Genomic DNA, 16985 nt, shown 5'->3' with positions numbered 1-16985 from the left:
CCCGTTTGACAACGAAATGAATTTCGCCCCCGCCTCGCCCGCGGGCTTTATAAAAAGGAGGAATAATCATAATCGTCTTATTGGGTGGTCCCGGTGCGGGAAAGGGAACTCAGGCCAGCTTCATCAAGGAACATTTCGGCATTCCGCAGATATCGACAGGGGACATGCTGCGCGCAGCCGTCAAGGAAGGCACCGAACTGGGTCTCATGGCCAAAAAGATCATGGACGAGGGCGGTCTTGTTCCGGATGACATCATCATCGATCTGGTGAAAGCGCGCATTGCACAGCCGGATTGCAGCAAGGGTTTTCTGTTTGATGGTTTTCCCCGCACCATCCCGCAGGCGGATGCGATGAAGGCTGCCGAAGTGCTTGTCCAGTTCGTCATTGAAATTGATGTATCCGACGAAGAGATTGTCAGGCGCCTCTCCGGTCGGCGCGTACATCCTGCCTCGGGGCGCATTTACCATCTGATATTCAATCCGCCCCGGGTCGATGAGAAGGATGATGTGACCGGCGAGCCCCTGATACAGCGTGATGATGATAAAGAGGAAACGATACGGAAACGGCTCGAAATCTATCACGCCCAGACCGAACCATTGGTAGAATACTACGCCAGATGGTCAGCTAGTGGCGAAAAAGATGCTCCCAGGTATGTGAAAATCACGGGGGCCGGATCAGTGGAAACAATCCGCGACGCCATTTTCGCGTCGCTGAGATAACTTCAGTCAAACTCCTGGTGGAACTCAAGCCTGGTATCACCGCCGTTTTAATTCGCTAAGAGAGCAATACGCAACGGCAGTAATCCTCGTTGCCGTCTGCATGCATGGCGCCGGCACTGTTGCGCCACGGGAGAAAGCGTGCGTACGCTGACGGTAGATGTTGGAAGATTTTAATAATCGGGGGAGAAATATGGCAGCAAAAAATGCTTTTTATGCTCAATCCGGCGGCGTTACCGCCGTCATAAACGCTTCCGCAGCCGGTGTAATTGAAACCGCCCGCAAGCAAAGCGGAAAGATAGGCAAAATTTATGCGGGGCGCAACGGGATCATCGGCGCGCTTACCGAGGATCTGATCGATACCGGACAGGAATCCGATGCCGCAATCAGCGCATTGCGGCACACGCCCTCCGGAGCGTTCGGGTCCTGCCGCTACAAACTGAAAAGCCTTGAACAAAACCGGCGGGAATATGAACGCCTGATCGAAGTATTCAAGGCTCATGACATCGGCTATTTCTTCTACAACGGCGGTGGCGATTCAGCGGACACGTGTCTCAAGGTATCGCAACTGTCCGGCACGCTTGGCTATCCCATTCAGGCCATTCATGTGCCAAAAACGGTGGATAACGACCTTCCCATCACAGACTGCTGCCCTGGCTTCGGCTCGGTGGCGAAGTACATCGCCGTATCCACGCTTGAAGCCAGTTTCGACGTGGCAAGCATGTCAGCAACGTCAACGAAGGTGTTCGTGCTGGAAGTAATGGGACGGCATGCCGGCTGGATAGCAGCCGCCGGAGGCCTGGCATCCAGCCCGGAGCGTGAAATTCCCGTCATCATTCTCTTCCCCGAAATCAGGTTCGACAAACAGAAATTCCTCGCCAAAGTGGACAGTTGTGTCAAGAAATTCGGCTACTGCTCGGTGGTGGTATCGGAGGGCGTAAAAGGAGATGACGGCAAATTCCTCTCCGACCAGGGTGTGCGTGACGCCTTCGGGCACGCGCAATTGGGAGGAGTAGCGCCGGTGGTGGCGAACATGGTAAAGGAGGGACTCGGACTCAAATATCACTGGGGTGTGGCGGACTATCTGCAACGCGCGGCGCGTCACATCGCGTCCAAGACCGACGTCGAGCAGGCGTACGCCATGGGCCAGGCCGCCGTGGAATTCGCGGTCCAGGGGCACAATTCGGTGATGCCCACCATAGAGCGCATTTCCGCCAGGCCCTACCAGTGGAAAGTAGGCATGGCGCAGTTGTCGCAAGTCGCCAATGTCGAAAAAATGATGCCCGAGAACTTTATCACCGAGGATGGTTTTGGCATTACTGACCTGTGCCGGGAATATCTGGCACCGCTTATCGAGGGTGAAGACTATCCACCCTACAAGGATGGTCTGCCGGACTACGTACGACTGCAGAATGTGGCGGTCCCGAAAAAATTGAGCGGCTTCACGCTTTGAGCCGCTTTAACCTGGCGTAACCGGAAGCGCATACATATTGTTCACAGGAGCGCTTATGGGCAGCAAAGCAACCGCTGAGCAACGCTCTCTGTGAACATAACGCTGCATCTTGTATGCGTTTCCCCGTAGCCGATTTTAACTGGAGATTTAAATGAGTACTGGTTTAATCATCGCAATTGGTTGCGCGATGGCGGCACTCCTCTATGGAGTGGTTTCGATAAGGTGGATTGTAGCGTTGCCGGCAGGCAATGAACGCATGCGGGAGATTGCCACGGCGATTCAGCAGGGCGCCTCGGCTTATCTGAACCGCCAATACACCACCATAAGCATAGTGGGTGTTATTCTGCTGATGGCAATCTTTCTTGCTCTGGGCTGGCAGACCGCCGTTGGGTTTGCTCTGGGCGCATTTTTGTCGGGGCTGACCGGGTATATCGGCATGAACGTATCGGTGCGTGCAAATGTACGCACAGCGGAAGCAGCGCGGCACGGTCTCAATGCCGCGCTGGATGTTGCCTTCAAGGGGGGGGCCATTACCGGTATGCTGGTGGTTGGCCTGGGTTTGCTGGGCGTGGCTGGCTACTTTGCCCTTCTGGTCGGCATGGGCGCAAGTGAATCGCAAGCCACTCATGCGCTCGTGGGTGTTGCCTTCGGCAGTTCGCTGATCTCCATTTTCGCCCGTCTTGGCGGGGGAATTTTCACGAAGGGTGCTGACGTTGGCGCCGACCTGGTAGGCAAGGTAGAAGCCGGTATCCCTGAGGATGATCCACGCAACCCGGCGGTTATTGCCGACAATGTAGGCGACAACGTGGGCGACTGTGCAGGAATGGCTGCGGACCTGTTTGAAACCTACGCCGTTACCATTATCGCGACTATGCTGCTGGGCGGACTGCTCATCACCGATGCTGGTCCCAACGCGGTGCTTTATCCGCTGGTACTAGGTGGCGTTTCCATTATTGCTTCCATCATCGGCTGTTACTTTGTCAAGGCACGTGAGGGCGGCAAAATCATGAATGCGCTTTATCGTGGCCTGGCGGTTGCCGGTGGGCTGGCGGCAATTGCCTACTATCCCATCACGACTATCATGCTCGGTGAGGGCGTAATGATCGAGGGGAAGCTGGTCACGTCGACAAATCTTTACCTCTCTGTACTGGTTGGCCTGGCACTCACCGCCGCGATGGTATGGATTACTGAATACTACACCTCTACCGAATTCAAACCGGTACGCCATATCGCAGAAGCCTCCAGCACCGGGCACGGCACCAATGTCATTGCCGGTCTGGGTGTTTCGATGAAGGCAACAGCGTGGCCGGTTATTGTCGTATGTCTTTCCATCTGGATCACATACGAACTGGCAGGTCTGTATGGCATTGCCATCGCCGCCACCTCGATGCTTTCGATGGCCGGAATCATCGTTGCGCTGGATGCCTATGGTCCCATTACGGATAACGCTGGTGGCATTGCCGAGATGGCCGGCCTGCCGTCGGAAGTACGTGATATCACCGATCCCCTGGATGCCGTTGGCAATACCACCAAGGCTGTGACCAAGGGCTACGCGATCGGCTCTGCGGGGCTGGCTGCGCTGGTTCTGTTCGCCGACTACACCCATGCGCTCGCGAGCGGCGGCAAGAGCGTAAACTTTGATTTGTCCGACCACATGGTCATCATCGGCCTGTTCCTCGGCGGCATGGTCCCCTACCTGTTTGGCGCCATGGCAATGGAAGCCGTGGGCCGTGCCGCCGGCTCGGTAGTGGTGGAAGTCCGGCGCCAGTTCAGGGAAATCCCTGGAATCATGGAGGGAACAGCCAAGCCCGACTACTCGCGTGCGGTCGATATGGTGACAAGGGCGGCGATCAAGGAAATGATCCTTCCCTCCCTGCTTCCCGTTGCCGTTCCCCTGATCGTCGGCCTCATACTGGGTCCGGTTGCTCTTGGCGGGGTACTGATCGGCGCGATCATTACCGGTATTTTCGTGGCGATTTCGATGACCGCAGGGGGCGGCGCCTGGGATAACGCCAAGAAATACATCGAAGATGGCCATTTCGGTGGAAAAGGCTCGGAAGCGCACAAAGCAGCCGTTACAGGTGATACAGTGGGCGATCCTTACAAGGACACCGCTGGTCCGGCCGTGAACCCGCTCATCAAGATCATGAATATCGTGGCGCTACTGATTGTGCCGCTGTTGTAATTTCTTGCGTTCCCCAAAACACGCCGGACCTTCCGGCGTGTTTTGTTTTGGGACCTCGCACCTCACATATACCCGGAGGGCTTGCTTTATGAATAAAAAAGACGTGCTCACGCTCGATGATGCCAAGGTTATTGCCACCGCCGCGGAAGCAGAAGCCATGCGCAACAACTGGCCAGTGGCGATTGCGATCGTCGATGACGGCGCCCATCTTGTCCACTTGCTGCGCCTCGATGAAACGCAATTTGGCAGTGTCGAAGTTGCAATACAAAAGGCGCGTGCAGCCATTGCATTCCGCCGTCCGACCAAAGTCTGGGAAGAACATGTGGCTGCCGGAAGCATCCGTTATCTTGGTCTGCCGGGCACTCTGCCCATCGAGGGAGGTTTGCCGATCGTAGTGGAAGGGCAATTCATCGGTGCAGTGGGAGTAAGCGGTGTGCGCTCCTACCAGGATGCGCAGATTGCCCAGGCAGGACTGGATGTGCTCTTCAAAAATGCCTGAGAAAACTGCTTGTGACGTAGGATACAGCGGGTATCCTACGCTTAAAGCCTGCTGTCCTTCCTCCTGGCAAATCCGAAGCAAATTCGGGGCAAGCCCCGGCAGAAGAATATTCCCTCTTGCGCGCCCCTATTCTCAGGCTTCGTACCTCCAACCTTGCGATCGACTCTATCTGTTCGCCACCTGAGTTTGTTTTTAATTTTCTTTTTCGTACCCTCTATCAACTTAAGCTTGAGTTAAGGTAGGATGACTCCATAACGTCATCGTAACCGGTTATTAAACGTTCTCTGCACATGAACTCCCCCGAGTTGCGGCAAAAGGCCTTTTTACTGATGTTGATTGCCGTCTCCGTGGCATTCATCTGGATACTGCTGCCTTTTTATGGCACGGTATTCTGGGCGGCAGTTCTTGCCATCATATTTACACCGTTTCATCGAAAGGTGCTGAATGCCATGGGGCAGCGGCGCAACCTTGCCGCATCCACCACGTTGTTGCTCTGTGTCGTCATCGTGATTCTTCCGGTCACCATAATGGCAATTTCGCTCCTGCAGGAAGGAGCCCTCATCTATCAGAAAATCCGCTCAGGGGAATTGAATTTCGGCATGTATTTCCAGCAAATCATGAGCGCTGCGCCGCCGTGGCTAGTCAACCTGCTCGACCGTTCAGGGCTCACCAATATCGCGGAGTTGCAGGACATGCTGTCAAGCGGTGTCCTGCGCGGCAGCCAGTTCATTGCTACGCATGCTCTCAGCCTCGGCCAGAACGCTTTTGAATTTCTGGTGAGCTTCGGCATCATGCTGTATCTGCTCTTTTTTCTGCTGCGCGATGGCGACGGCCTGGCGGCCAAGATCAAGCAGGCCATGCCTCTTACCATGGAACACAAGCGGCACTTGTCCAGCAAATTCACTACGGTCATTCGCGCAACCGTCAAGGGCAACGTCGTCGTTGCTGCCATTCAAGGCACCCTGGGGGGTCTGATATTTTATTTTCTCGGCATTCAGGGGGCCTTGCTGTGGGGCTTCATGATGGCGTTTCTTTCCCTGATACCGGCAGTCGGCGCCGGCCTCATCTGGATCCCTGTAGCCATCTACTTCCTGTTTACCGGCGCTGTTTGGCAAGGTACCGTTCTCATCGCGTTCGGCGTGTTCGTAATCGGATTGGTTGACAACCTCTTACGCCCCGTCCTGGTGGGACGAGATACGAAGATGCCGGATTACGTGGTGCTCATCTCGACACTCGGGGGACTGGTCCTGTTCGGCCTCAATGGCTTTGTGATCGGGCCAGTTATCGCAGCCTTGTTCATGTCCGCTTGGGACCTCTTCGCCGCAGCGATGGATACCCCCAGGGTCGAAAGAAAAGACTGACGCGCAAGCCAGGGTCTTGCATGAACGTGATCAGAGGTCATCTAGATGGGTAGCTTATTCCCGGGAAAATTTCATTCGGAACCGAACCGCCCAGGCGAAAATACGCCCCCCAAGCAGCCATCTTGCCATAACCGACATTTTGGAATCGAGAGGTAGTGCGTGGCGGACGGGAGGAGTGGGCGCCTTCACGGCCTCCAGTACTGCCTTCGCAATGATTTCCGGACCTGGGGCTTCGGGTTCACCCGCCACCAGATTGTGTACACCGGCAAGAAGTTTTTCATAGGCTACAGGGTGCGGGATTTTCTCCATCGCCCTCAACTCGTTTGGCACAAACTCGGTCTTTATCACTCCCGGTGCAATCAGGACGACCTTGACGCCAAACTCCATCACCTCCCCTCGCACTGCATCGGTGAGTGCTTCAATCGCATACTTCGAAGCCGAATACCAGCCGAAGCCGGGGACTGAAATCCTGCTCAGCACGGAGACAATGTTGACGATACATCCCGATCTCCGCTCCCGCATGTGTGGAAGCACCGCCTGCATGAATCGGGCATAGCCAAAAAGATTGACCTCGATCTGCCGATGCGCGATTTCGAGCGGAACACATTCAACCGCGCCCGGCTGGGAGATCCCAGCGTTATTCACCAGCACATCGATCCGCCCGCGAGTCGATATAATGTGGGCTACCGCCTGCCTGACAGCTGCATCATCGGTCACATCGAGGCAGATGGGCTCGATATGGCTGGAGCGTATTTGTTCCAGCCTGTACATGCGCCGGGCGAGAGCGAATACATAATATCCGTTCTGGGCAAGAAGTTCTGCTGTTGCCCTGCCGATACCACTGGAAGCACCGGTTACCAACGCGATCTTGTCGGCCATATGTTTCTTCCTTTTATGGTTGCCATTCCTTGGGCTTTCTATACATAATGAGTCAGGCACACGGCTCGCCGGACAATTCCTGGTTTTGTTACCGGGACAGGTATCCGAGGTTTCCCTGCCTGGAACCGCAATACTGGCTTATCATGCCGTAAAATTCATCCTCTGATACTTCTTTATAGTACCTGTCACGCCACGAGCCCGTCTCTCCCGAGTATCTAATCCGTATATCCCCAATGAGGAGAAGATTATGAAAACTGCACTGATCACAGGCGCAAACCGCGGGATTGGACTTGAATTCGCACGTCAATACGCAGCGGAAGGCTGGCGTGTTCTTGCCTGCGCGCGCCATCCCGCGAAAGCAGGAGAACTTCAAATGTTGGCAAACCAGCATCCGGAGCGGGTGAAGGTACATACGCTTGATGTTGCCGATCACCGGCAAATCGACGAACTGGGACGGTCTCTTTCCGGCGAATCCATCGATTTGCTTCTCAACAATGCCGGCATCTACGCAGAGGCGCATCGTTCGGGGATATTCAGAAGCGAGGATTACGACGCCTGGATGCGCACGTTTCTGGTCAATACCATGGCTACACTCAAGATGGCGCAGACATTTGCATCACAAATCGCCCGGAGCAGTCAAAAAAAGATTGTGACCATCAGCAGTAAAATGGGCAGTATCGAGGACAATGATGGTGGGGGAAGCTATATGTACCGGTCCAGCAAGGCGGCGGTGAACATGGTGGTCAAATCGCTTTCGATTGACCTGAAACAGGCGGGAGTAATTGCAGTGGTACTTCATCCGGGATGGGTGAAAACAGACATGGGTGGGTCCAATGCCTTGATCTCGCCTGCTCAAAGCGTATCCGGCATGCGGCAGGTGATCGATCGCCTCACCCTTAAGGATTCCGGCAGGTTCATTGAGTACGACGGGAAACCGGTGCCGTGGTAGAGGATTCCTGCCGGATTGATTACTGGTCTGGCCACAATAAGCTCCCACGCCCGGTTATTCGACGATTACAGCCGTGCCGCTTGCGGAAACCATGAGCATGCCATTTTCTTTTCCCAGTACCTCGTAATCGATATCGATACCCACTACTGCATTCGCTCCAAGGTCGTGCGCACGCTGCTGCAGTTCTTCGAGCGCGATGTCCCGCGCGCGCTGCAACTCTTTCTCGTAGGTTCCGGAACGTCCACCCACCAGATCGCGGATTCCCGCAAAGAGGTCCTTGAATATATTGGCGCCCAGAACTGCTTCGCCCGCCACCACCCCGCAATATCGCGTAATACGCTTCCCGTCGATGCTCGGTGTTGTAGTAAGTTGCATATTTCTCCTGTTCAGAATTAGGGAACTATTAAAGGTCAGGACGCTTCCATCGCACCGGTAGCGAATCCCGTCCCCAACGGGAGATACCCCTCATGATCCGCCTGCTTTGGGGGGCCGCTTGCGAAGTTTCTTCAGGGGCCTTCGCCCTGGCCCTGGCGTACCATCCCGGGACCTGGGTTGTTCTGAAGGTACGGCACCTTTACGGCGGACATTCCGGTCCGGCGTGGTGGCCCGGTTTACTGGCGTAAGCGCGATTTCGAGTTCGTTGATCTCATCCCATTGAGCTTCGGTACGCTGCCTCTCCGGTATCGCAAGGAGCTGCTGCAAGCGCTGATACGGAAGAACTTGTTCTGGCTCATCCATGATATATTAACGTGCCGCTTTGCTGATAATTATTATCATTTATAATATTAGCCTTTCTGCCTTTATATCCGGAGTAAATCAAATGCCCAGTGCGCGCCTCAATCGTTATCTTACCGCAATGATATGCTGTGTCACGCTATTTACCGCGAATGCATCCGGGGCGGAGGAAGTCGTCGTCTATTCGGCACGCATAGAGCAACTCATCAAGCCCATGTTCGATGCTTTCACCAAGGATAGCGGCATTGCTGTCAAATTCGTCACCGATAAGGAAGGCCCCTTGCTCGCGCGCCTCAAGGCAGAAGGCAAAAACACTCCGGCTGACGTACTGCTTACCACCGATGCCGGCAACCTGTGGGAGGCGGCGCGGGAGGGACTGCTGCGTCCGGTGGAGTCAGAAATACTGGAAACGAATGTTCCTGCTCATCTCCAGGATCCTTTGAACCGATGGTTCGGCTTATCGATACGCGCCCGTACCATCGTTTACAACACCAACAAGGTAAAACCCTCCGACCTTTCAACCTACGAAGCGCTGGCAGATCCCAAGTGGAAGAACCGCCTGTGCATACGCACTTCCAAGAAAGTATACAACCAGTCTCTGGTGGCAATGATGATTGCCGAGCATGGAGGACCGAAAACCGAGCAGATCGTAAAGGGCTGGGTTGCCAATCTTGCAACCGATCCTCTTTCGGATGATGCCAAGGCTATGGAATACGTTGCCGCAGGGAAATGCGACGTCACTATTGTCAATACTTATTATTACGGGCGTCTGATGAAAAAGAACCCGAAATTACCGCTTGCGATTTTCTGGCCGAACCAGAACAACAGCGGAGTCCATGTAAATATTTCGGGTGCAGGCGTGACAAAATATGCGCATCACCCTCATGCGGCGATCAAGCTGCTCGAATTTTTATCCTCGGAAAAAGCGCAGAATCTGTTTGCCGACGTAAACATGGAGTATCCGGTGAACTCCAAAGTCAAAACTGATCCTGCCGTAGCCGCGTGGGGCAGTTTCAAACAGAATACGATAAATGTGAACAAAGCCGGAGAGCTGCAGGCGGAAGCAGTAAAACTGATGGATCGCGCCGGCTACAAGTAAGATATAACCGGGTGATGGTCGGGTGGAGGTAAAAGCGCTTACCGGAACGGGGACGGGGACGACGGATAGTCAAAGCACAAAAAAGGGGTTTTTCAGTTTTCCTGCCTCGAGCCGTCACGCTTCCCATGGCTGGCGGCTGATACCCCTTCTGGTCGCAGCACTCGTGCTGATACCTGTCGGCACAGTCGTTTCTTCGCTTTTTACACCAACTGGCGAAGTCTGGCGGCACTTGGCCGAAACCACGCTTCCTGACTTGTTGACCAATACATTCTGGCTTGCACTGGGCGTACTTGCCGGCGTGACGCTGTTGGGCGTGAGCCTGGCGTGGTTTACCGCCGTCTGCGAATTTCCCGGACGTCAATTCTTCTCGTGGGCGCTGTTGCTGCCATTTGCCATGCCCGCGTACGTGGCCGCATTCGTGGCACTCGGCCTCTTCGACTATATCGGTCCTGTCCAGACCGCGCTGCGCGAGTGGTTCGGTCCTGACCTCTTCTGGTTTCCAAATGTGCGCAGCAGGACGGGTGTCATCATCGTCATGATTCTGGCATTTTATCCCTATGTCTATCTGCTGGCGCGCAATGCCTTCCTCACCCAGGGCAAACGCTCGCTGGAAGCGGCGCAATCGCTGGGGCTCAGCCGTACACAAGGTTTTTTCAAAGTGGCGCTTCCCATGGCTCGTCCGTGGATCGCGGGCGGCGCCATGCTGGCTTTGATGGAAACCTTGGCGGACTTCGGCACGGTAGCGGTCTTCAATTACGATACCTTCACGACCGCTATTTATAAAGCCTGGTTTGCCATGTTTTCCCTCCCCGCGGCCTCTCAACTCGCGTCACTGCTTATTGTGATTGTCTTTGCCATGATCATCCTTGAACAACAGTTCCGCTCCCAGATGCGCTACGCGGAAATCCGGCAGAGTGCGAGGGCTCACCTCATCACGCTTTCTGGCTGGCAGAAGTGGGGAGTCACAGGCTTTGCCTCGGCCATACTATTTCTCGCGTTCCTGCTGCCGGTCGCGCAGCTCGCTGTATGGACAACGCGCGTTTTTGCACGTGATTTTGACCAAAGATATTTGGAATTCCTCTGGCATTCGCTCCTGTTGTCCGGTTTTGCCGTCCTGCTCACCTGCTCGGTCGCCCTGCTTATGGTCTATGCGGCGCGCCGTCATCCCAGCCGCGCCACACGGGCAGCAGTGCGCATTTCCACCCTTGGCTATGCCTTGCCCGGGACTGTTCTGGCAGTGGGAATTTTCATCCCGATAGCCTGGCTCGACAACCAGTTGAGCGAAATGGCCATGCAGCTATTTCACATGGAAACCGGACTGCTTATTCAGGGTACGCTCGCTACCATGCTGATCGCCTATATGACCCGCTTTCTCGCAGTGAGCTACAGCCCTATAGACAGCGCCATGCAGCGTATCACCAGCAGCATCGATGAGGCAGCTATGGGTCTCGGCTTGAGTGGATGGTCGATGTTGCGCCGCATCCACTTGCCGATGCTGAGGAGTGGAATATTTACCGCAGCAACCCTGGTGTTCGTGGATGTCATGAAAGAAATGCCGATCACGCTGATGACCCGGCCTTTTGGATGGGATACCCTGGCGGTAAGAATTTTCGAGATGACTTCCGAAGGCGAATGGGAGCAGGCTGCACTGCCTGCGGTGGCACTGGTGCTGGCAGGTCTGCTGCCGCTGATATTTTTCATGCGGCAAAGCGAAAAATAGTTTGCAGAAAAGGTTGAATCGCACCATGAAAACGCTGCTTGAGCTAAGCGATATCCGCCATGCCTATGGGCAGCAAAGGGTGGTGAACGACCTGTCACTCACCCTCGGGAAAGGGGCCATCGGGTGCCTGCTGGGACCGAGCGGTTGCGGCAAGACAACAGTGCTGAGGTGCATTGCCGGTTTTGAGCCCGTTTCTGCTGGGAAAATCCTCCTCAATGGCGCAGTGATCAGCAGCAGTAGCGTCATGATTCCCCCTGAAAGGCGTCATATCGGAATGGTGTTTCAGGACTATGCGCTATTTCCCCATCTGTCCGTCGTGGACAACATCGGCTTTGGCCTGCACAGCATGCAAAAAGCCGAACGTTCTGCACGCATCGCCGAGATGCTTCAAACCGTAGCCCTTGCTGATTCCGCAAAAAAATACCCCCACCAGCTCTCGGGAGGGCAGCAGCAGCGGGTAGCGTTGGCGCGCGCTTTGGCGCCACGTCCGGAATTGCTATTGCTGGACGAACCCTTCTCGAATCTGGATGTCAGCCTGCGCGGTCGCCTGAGCCTGGAAGTCCGCGACATCCTCAAAAGCCAGAATGCCACGGCTATTCTGGTAACGCACGATCAGGATGAAGCGTTTGCCATAGCGGACGAGATTGGCGTGATGCACCACGGTGAAATCCAGCAGTGGGATACGGCCTACAATCTCTACCACAAACCCGCCAATCGATTCGTTGCCAACTTCATCGGAGAAGGCGTTTTTCTTCCCGGAAAAATGCTCGACCGGCAGCAGGTGGAAATCGAACTGGGTACACTGGCTGGGGACGTACCGCATCGATGCACGCCGGACTGCCAGCTATGCCGGGAGGGAAACGTGGTGGATGTGCTGATCCGCCCGGACGATATCGTGCATGACGATGCCAGTCCCGTACAAGCCAAGGTTATGCAAAAAGCATTCCGGGGCGCCGATATCCTGTATACCCTGCAACTGTCCGGCGGCAGTACCGTCCTGTCGCTCGTTCCAAGCCATCATAATCATGCGATAGGGGAAAAAATAGGAATCAGGCTTGAAGCGGAGCACGTCGTGGCATTCAACCAGTCTGTACCAACTTAAACCGGGTTGTCCCGTCATGTTGACTGATTCATTGCCCACGCGGCTTATTGGTCCGGCCGGATACCATGAATCTCGTCATTCCGGGCCCGCCTCGAGTCGAGCCAAACCGAAATCCAGTCAAACCAACAATGACGTACCTTGAACGTCACTGGATGCCGGCTTCCGCCGGCATGACGTTTGTACTGTTTGCTCGCAGACTCAGCAGGGCGTTGCCAGAACTTCAGATACGGTCTTTGGAGTCTGATCCGATCCTGGCGTTATTCTCGTAGTTTGATTCGGGCGGTGTTTCCGCTGAAGTGGAATAATCGCGGTGGGCAAGTTCCGATGTCATTCTCTGATGAAAGGCAGCCTGCTTTAAAGTTTCCTCCGCGGCTCGCTCGTATTTATGCAATAAAGCTGAAGTATACGATTGCTTATCTTGCGCTTGTCTTCCATAAAGATAGCTTTTTTCTTCGTAATGCTGGAGTAGTTTCTTTTGATCTTCTACTTTTATCAGCATTTCTTTTGCAGCATTTCGATATTGCTTCGCCAACTTATCGTGGTCGGTATAAGTTCTCGCATTCTTTACAGCCTTGTGAAGATCATCATTCTGCGCTTCGAGAGGACTCATTTGCGCGCAGGAAGCCAATAGAGCAATCGCGGACAAGATCGCAACAAATGTTCCTGATTTTGTTTTCATGATAGTAATGAACCCAAATAGAATGAAAGCAGCTTCATCCTAACTCAGTCCATACTATTGAGTATATTGGGGAAACCCTGGTTTTTTACTAAGGGAAACCCTTATGCAAGTTTATATGGCGAAAGTCCAGAAAACGTCCTGACCACCTGACATAAAACGCCCAGTCAATGCCCTGCTATTGCGCTTCGCTCCAGTGGGTGGCATAACGTATCAAATCGGCGCCGTCTTTCAAGTTCAATTTGGTACGAATGTTGAAGCGGTGCGTTTCGATAGTTTTAATACTGCGGCTAAGCAATTTGGCAATTTCCTGACTGCTATGTCCGGACCCAATCAAATGCAGCACCTCAAACTCACTGGGGGTCAGGCTGTTAATCAAAGGCTCAGGCTCGGAATTTCCGCCTGCGACCCGATTCAACAGCTTGGCATGCATTGGCTTGCTCAAATAAATATTTCCCTTTAATACCTCGTGGATAGCGGTTACCAGCACTTCACCCGGCTCCTGCTTCATCACGTAGCCGCGCGCCCCGGCCCGCAAAGCGCGTTCCGCATACACGCCTTCATCGTGCATGGAGACGACGAGTACGGGTAGTGCGGGGAGCAGGATGTGTATGCTTTTTATGACCTCAAAACCGGAGAGAGTCTTGAGAGACACATCCATTAAAACGATATCGGCATGATGTCCCGCTTTGAGTGTGGCCAGCGCTTCGTCGCCGTCGCCGGCTTCTGCAAATACCTCCATATCTGGCTCGAGATTGATAAGCATCGCCATGCCGTGCCGCAACATGGCATGGTCGTCCACCAGCATTACCTGTGCTTTCGAAGCTGGCATACCGGGAAACTCCTACATCATTCGCATTTCGAGCCGCACTTCCACTCCACCTTCGGGATGTGACACGAATTCCAGTGTGCCGCCAAGCTGCCTGGCGCGATATTGCATGATTTTAATGCCCATTCCTGGCGTCGCCCCATGTTTTGTATTAAGGCCGGCAAAACCGCTGCCATCATCGCGTATCGACAGATACAGCATTTCTTCCTCGGAACCCAACAAAATTGTCACATGTTGTGCGCCGCCATGACGTATTGCGTTATTGGTAGCCTCCTGGGCAATCCGGTAAATATTAAGCGCAAGATCCTTATCCTTGATAACGACTTCCTTTTTGCATATAAAATCACAGGTAATCTTATAAGTGATTGCGATTCTCGATGCAAATGCCCGCAGCGCGGCCATCAAGCCATTGGTCTCCAGTTCAAATGGAAGCAGCCCCTGCGCGAGCTGCTTGCATTGCATCACAGCGACCTGCGCTTGAGCCGCGATGGAAGCAGCGAGCGTTGCCGCCTCCATACTCCCCGATGAGGACATTTTTTTCTGCAGCGCCTTGGCCTGATAACCAATCGCCGCAATCTGTTGCCCGAGATTGTCGTGCAAATCCTGGCCGATCGAACGCTGGTTTTCTTCCGCGATGGAAACCAGTGTCTGTTCGAGATGTTTGCGCTCAAGCCATCTCTCCAGATCACTCGCAACCGCGTCGATAAGCCGCTGCTCTTCCGGCACCAGGAATGGTTTGTCTTCGGGATAGAAGACACGCAACTGGCCGCAGGGATTGTTGTTGGCGCTAATCTTCGATTTCAGCTCGTGCCTAAGACCCTGACCGTGATTCTCGGAAGTGAAGCGCCTGCCATCGAGCTCGATCATGGCGGTAGCAATTTCCGGAAATTGCATCGCGGGTATCAGGTGCTGGAAAATCTGCTGGCAGACATTATCCAGCGATAATTCCACTCCCATGCCATGGCGAATCTCGTAGAGACAAGTGATTTCTTTCAGACGCTCGCCCAACGCCTCATCGATCTGTTTGCGCTCAAACCACCTCCCCAGATCAGTCGCGATCGCATCGATGAGCCGCTGTTCTTCCGGTACCAGAAATGGTTTATCTTCCGGATAGAAGACACGCAACTGGCCGCAGGGACTGGTGTTGACGTTAATCGTCGCTTGCAGCTCGTGCGTAAGGCCCTCTTCGTGCTTCCCGGAAGTGAAGCGCCTGCCATCGAGCTCGATCATGGCGGTAGCAATTTCCGGAAATTGCATCGCGGGTATCAAATGCTCGAAAATCTGCCGGCAAACATTATCCACTGATAATTCCGGCCCCATACCACGGCGAATTTCGTAGAGACAGGTGATTTCTTTCAGACGCTCCCGCAGCGCCTTACTTGCGTCAGCATGCTCATCCATAAGGGGATGGGCAGAGCTGGCGTGCCTTTTATCCTGGCTGATCATTGAAGGCTTCATAGTTCGATCGATTCAATCTCCCATCTCGGTCGTTCTATGACATGAATTTGAATATTTCGCCTAGTTTATTCTTCTGTACGGTCCTCAGGCAAAGGATATTGAAGAAAGCAGAAGGCTTTACAAAACATAAAAGAAGAAATCGCACGAGAGTTCCTCACCGCTATAAATTCGAAGCTCTCGCTGCCCGAATCTCTTCCGCCAGCTGCAACACTGACATTGCATAATTTACGCTGCGGTTGTAGCGGGTAATGACATGGAAATTATTGAAAGCCAGCCAGTACTCTTTTCCATTCTTCATCTCGAGTTCCACAAGCGTGGCCAGCCGGCTACCGGGAGCATACCAGCGGGGCGTCACACCCCATTGTCCAATCTCCGATACGGTGTAGCGCGGAGGGTGTCCAGAATATAAAACTTCCCGGTAATCTTCGCCATTCACCATTGCAGGGACCGCTATCAACTGGCCTGCTTCCCATCCGTAGCTCTTCAGGTAATTGGCAACGCTCCCGATTGCATCCGTCGCGCTGCCGGATAAATCGATCTTGCCGTCATTATTGAAATCCACCGCGTACCGCCGGTAACTGCTGGGCATGAATTGCGGAATCCCTATTGCCCCTGCATAAGAACCCCTGATATTCAGGAGGTCCGCCTGCTGGTTTCGCCCCATCAGGAGGTATTGCTCCAGCTCGCCGCGAAAGAAGGCCGCGCGCCGGGGATAGTTGAATGCAAGCGTAGTCAGGGAGTCAAGTATCCGGTGCTTGCCGTTTTGCGTCCCATAAAAAGTTTCGACACCGATTACGGCTGCGATGATCTCCTCGGGAATTCCGAAGTCCCTGCGGGCACGCTCCAGGTCTGCGGCATTCGTGTTCCAGAAGGCTACACCCGCGGCAATACGCTTCGGCGTGACGAAGACGGGGCGGTATGCATACCAAGGCCTTGCTGTAGCAGGCTGCGAAATCGCTTTGATGATTCCCTCCTGATACTGAGCCTGCCCAAGAATGTCCTCCAGTTCAACCTGGACAAAGCCGTGTCTTTCGACCATTTCGCCGATGAAATTTTCGATCTCCCCTTTGGTCTCCCCTTCGATCTTCCCCTCAATCTTCCCTTCGATCTTTCTTTCGATCCCCCCTTCGATCTCCGGGCGCGGCTCAGCGGTCGGAGGAGCTACCGAGGTTGTCACACATCCCGCTAGTGCAAAAAAACCGAATGCATATATCAGAAAGCGCATAAATTCACCTGCATATAAAAATCCAATGGTTTACTTCCTACTGGTCGTGTCGTAGGGGTTGTCGGGATAGCCAATAGTTCGGGACGTATCAGGAATACC

The 16985-nt window shown here is 54.1% G+C and carries 16 protein-coding genes; 9 read left to right on the top strand and 7 right to left on the bottom strand.

What is annotated here, in order from left to right:
• Positions 1–65: 65 nt before the first annotated feature.
• The 5 genes from adk (at position 66) to C8R21_RS08275 (ending at position 6214) form a co-directional block, all read left to right on the top strand.
• Positions 66–719 carry an adenylate kinase gene (gene adk / locus C8R21_RS08295; RefSeq protein ID WP_074972014.1) on the top strand — a complete coding sequence of 218 codons (654 nt, stop codon included), beginning with the start codon at positions 66–68 and terminating at the stop codon, positions 717–719.
• Between the two features lie 190 nt (positions 720–909).
• The gene (locus C8R21_RS08290; RefSeq protein WP_107762283.1) at positions 910–2169 is read left to right on the top strand and encodes a 6-phosphofructokinase; all 1260 of its coding nucleotides are present in this window, start codon (positions 910–912) and stop codon (positions 2167–2169) included.
• A gap of 151 nt (positions 2170–2320) precedes the next feature.
• Positions 2321–4354 (top strand): sodium-translocating pyrophosphatase, encoded by a 2034-nt coding sequence (locus C8R21_RS08285; protein ID WP_107762282.1) that lies wholly within the window; start codon positions 2321–2323, stop codon positions 4352–4354.
• A gap of 88 nt (positions 4355–4442) precedes the next feature.
• Complete coding sequence (locus C8R21_RS08280) at positions 4443–4853, top strand: GlcG/HbpS family heme-binding protein (protein WP_107762281.1); 411 nt, start codon at positions 4443–4445, stop codon at positions 4851–4853.
• A 290-nt stretch (positions 4854–5143) separates the two neighbouring features.
• Positions 5144–6214 carry an AI-2E family transporter gene (locus C8R21_RS08275; RefSeq protein WP_107762280.1) on the top strand — a complete coding sequence of 357 codons (1071 nt, stop codon included), beginning with the start codon at positions 5144–5146 and terminating at the stop codon, positions 6212–6214.
• A 54-nt stretch (positions 6215–6268) separates the two neighbouring features.
• Here the strand turns inward: C8R21_RS08275 and C8R21_RS08270 are convergent, their stop codons facing one another.
• Entirely contained in the window at positions 6269–7093 is an 825-nt protein-coding gene (locus tag C8R21_RS08270) for an SDR family NAD(P)-dependent oxidoreductase (protein ID WP_107762279.1), read from the bottom strand.
• Between the two features lie 247 nt (positions 7094–7340).
• Between C8R21_RS08270 and C8R21_RS08265 the strand changes: the two genes are divergently transcribed.
• Positions 7341–8042, top strand: a complete 702-nt coding sequence (locus C8R21_RS08265) for an SDR family oxidoreductase (protein ID WP_074972025.1) — start codon at positions 7341–7343, stop codon at positions 8040–8042.
• A gap of 54 nt (positions 8043–8096) precedes the next feature.
• Here the strand turns inward: C8R21_RS08265 and C8R21_RS08260 are convergent, their stop codons facing one another.
• Positions 8097–8417, bottom strand: coding sequence for a heavy metal-binding domain-containing protein (locus C8R21_RS08260; RefSeq protein WP_107762278.1), 321 nt, complete (start codon positions 8415–8417; stop codon positions 8097–8099).
• Positions 8418–8507: 90 nt separating this feature from the next.
• Entirely contained in the window at positions 8508–8780 is a 273-nt protein-coding gene (locus C8R21_RS08255; RefSeq protein ID WP_107762277.1) for a hypothetical protein, read from the bottom strand.
• Between the two features lie 82 nt (positions 8781–8862).
• Here C8R21_RS08255 and C8R21_RS08250 point away from each other — a divergent pair, with 82 nt between their 5' ends.
• The 3 genes from C8R21_RS08250 to C8R21_RS08240 are packed head-to-tail and all read left to right on the top strand — an operon-like array spanning position 8863 to position 12698.
• Positions 8863–9876 carry a Fe(3+) ABC transporter substrate-binding protein gene (locus C8R21_RS08250; protein WP_219906631.1) on the top strand — a complete coding sequence of 338 codons (1014 nt, stop codon included), beginning with the start codon at positions 8863–8865 and terminating at the stop codon, positions 9874–9876.
• Positions 9877–9898: 22 nt separating this feature from the next.
• On the top strand, positions 9899–11596 hold the full coding sequence (locus C8R21_RS08245) for an ABC transporter permease (RefSeq protein WP_107762276.1): 1698 nt from the start codon (positions 9899–9901) through the stop codon (positions 11594–11596).
• A 25-nt stretch (positions 11597–11621) separates the two neighbouring features.
• Positions 11622–12698, top strand: coding sequence for an ABC transporter ATP-binding protein (locus C8R21_RS08240; RefSeq protein WP_107762314.1), 1077 nt, complete (start codon positions 11622–11624; stop codon positions 12696–12698).
• 220 nt (positions 12699–12918) lie between these two features.
• On the opposite strand, the gene C8R21_RS08235 is transcribed toward C8R21_RS08240, so the two are convergent.
• The 4 genes from C8R21_RS08235 to mltB all read right to left on the bottom strand — a co-directional run bounded on the left by C8R21_RS08235 (position 12919) and on the right by mltB (position 16886).
• The gene (locus C8R21_RS08235) at positions 12919–13377 is read right to left on the bottom strand and encodes a hypothetical protein (protein WP_107762275.1); all 459 of its coding nucleotides are present in this window, start codon (positions 13375–13377) and stop codon (positions 12919–12921) included.
• Positions 13378–13552: 175 nt separating this feature from the next.
• Positions 13553–14206 carry a response regulator gene (locus C8R21_RS08230; RefSeq protein WP_107762274.1) on the bottom strand — a complete coding sequence of 218 codons (654 nt, stop codon included), beginning with the start codon at positions 14204–14206 and terminating at the stop codon, positions 13553–13555.
• 12 nt (positions 14207–14218) lie between these two features.
• Positions 14219–15661 (bottom strand): ATP-binding protein, encoded by a 1443-nt coding sequence (locus C8R21_RS08225; protein WP_258192323.1) that lies wholly within the window; start codon positions 15659–15661, stop codon positions 14219–14221.
• Positions 15662–15821: 160 nt separating this feature from the next.
• Entirely contained in the window at positions 15822–16886 is a 1065-nt protein-coding gene (mltB, locus tag C8R21_RS08220) for a lytic murein transglycosylase B (protein WP_107762272.1), read from the bottom strand.
• Positions 16887–16985: the final 99 nt, after the last annotated feature.

It is taken from the genome of Nitrosospira multiformis (assembly GCF_003050865.1).
In the GTDB taxonomy this organism is placed as follows: Bacteria; Pseudomonadota; Gammaproteobacteria; order Burkholderiales; family Nitrosomonadaceae; genus Nitrosospira; species Nitrosospira multiformis_E.
Note: the sequence above shows the minus strand (reverse complement) of the source record. Positions and strands in the feature narration are given on the sequence as shown.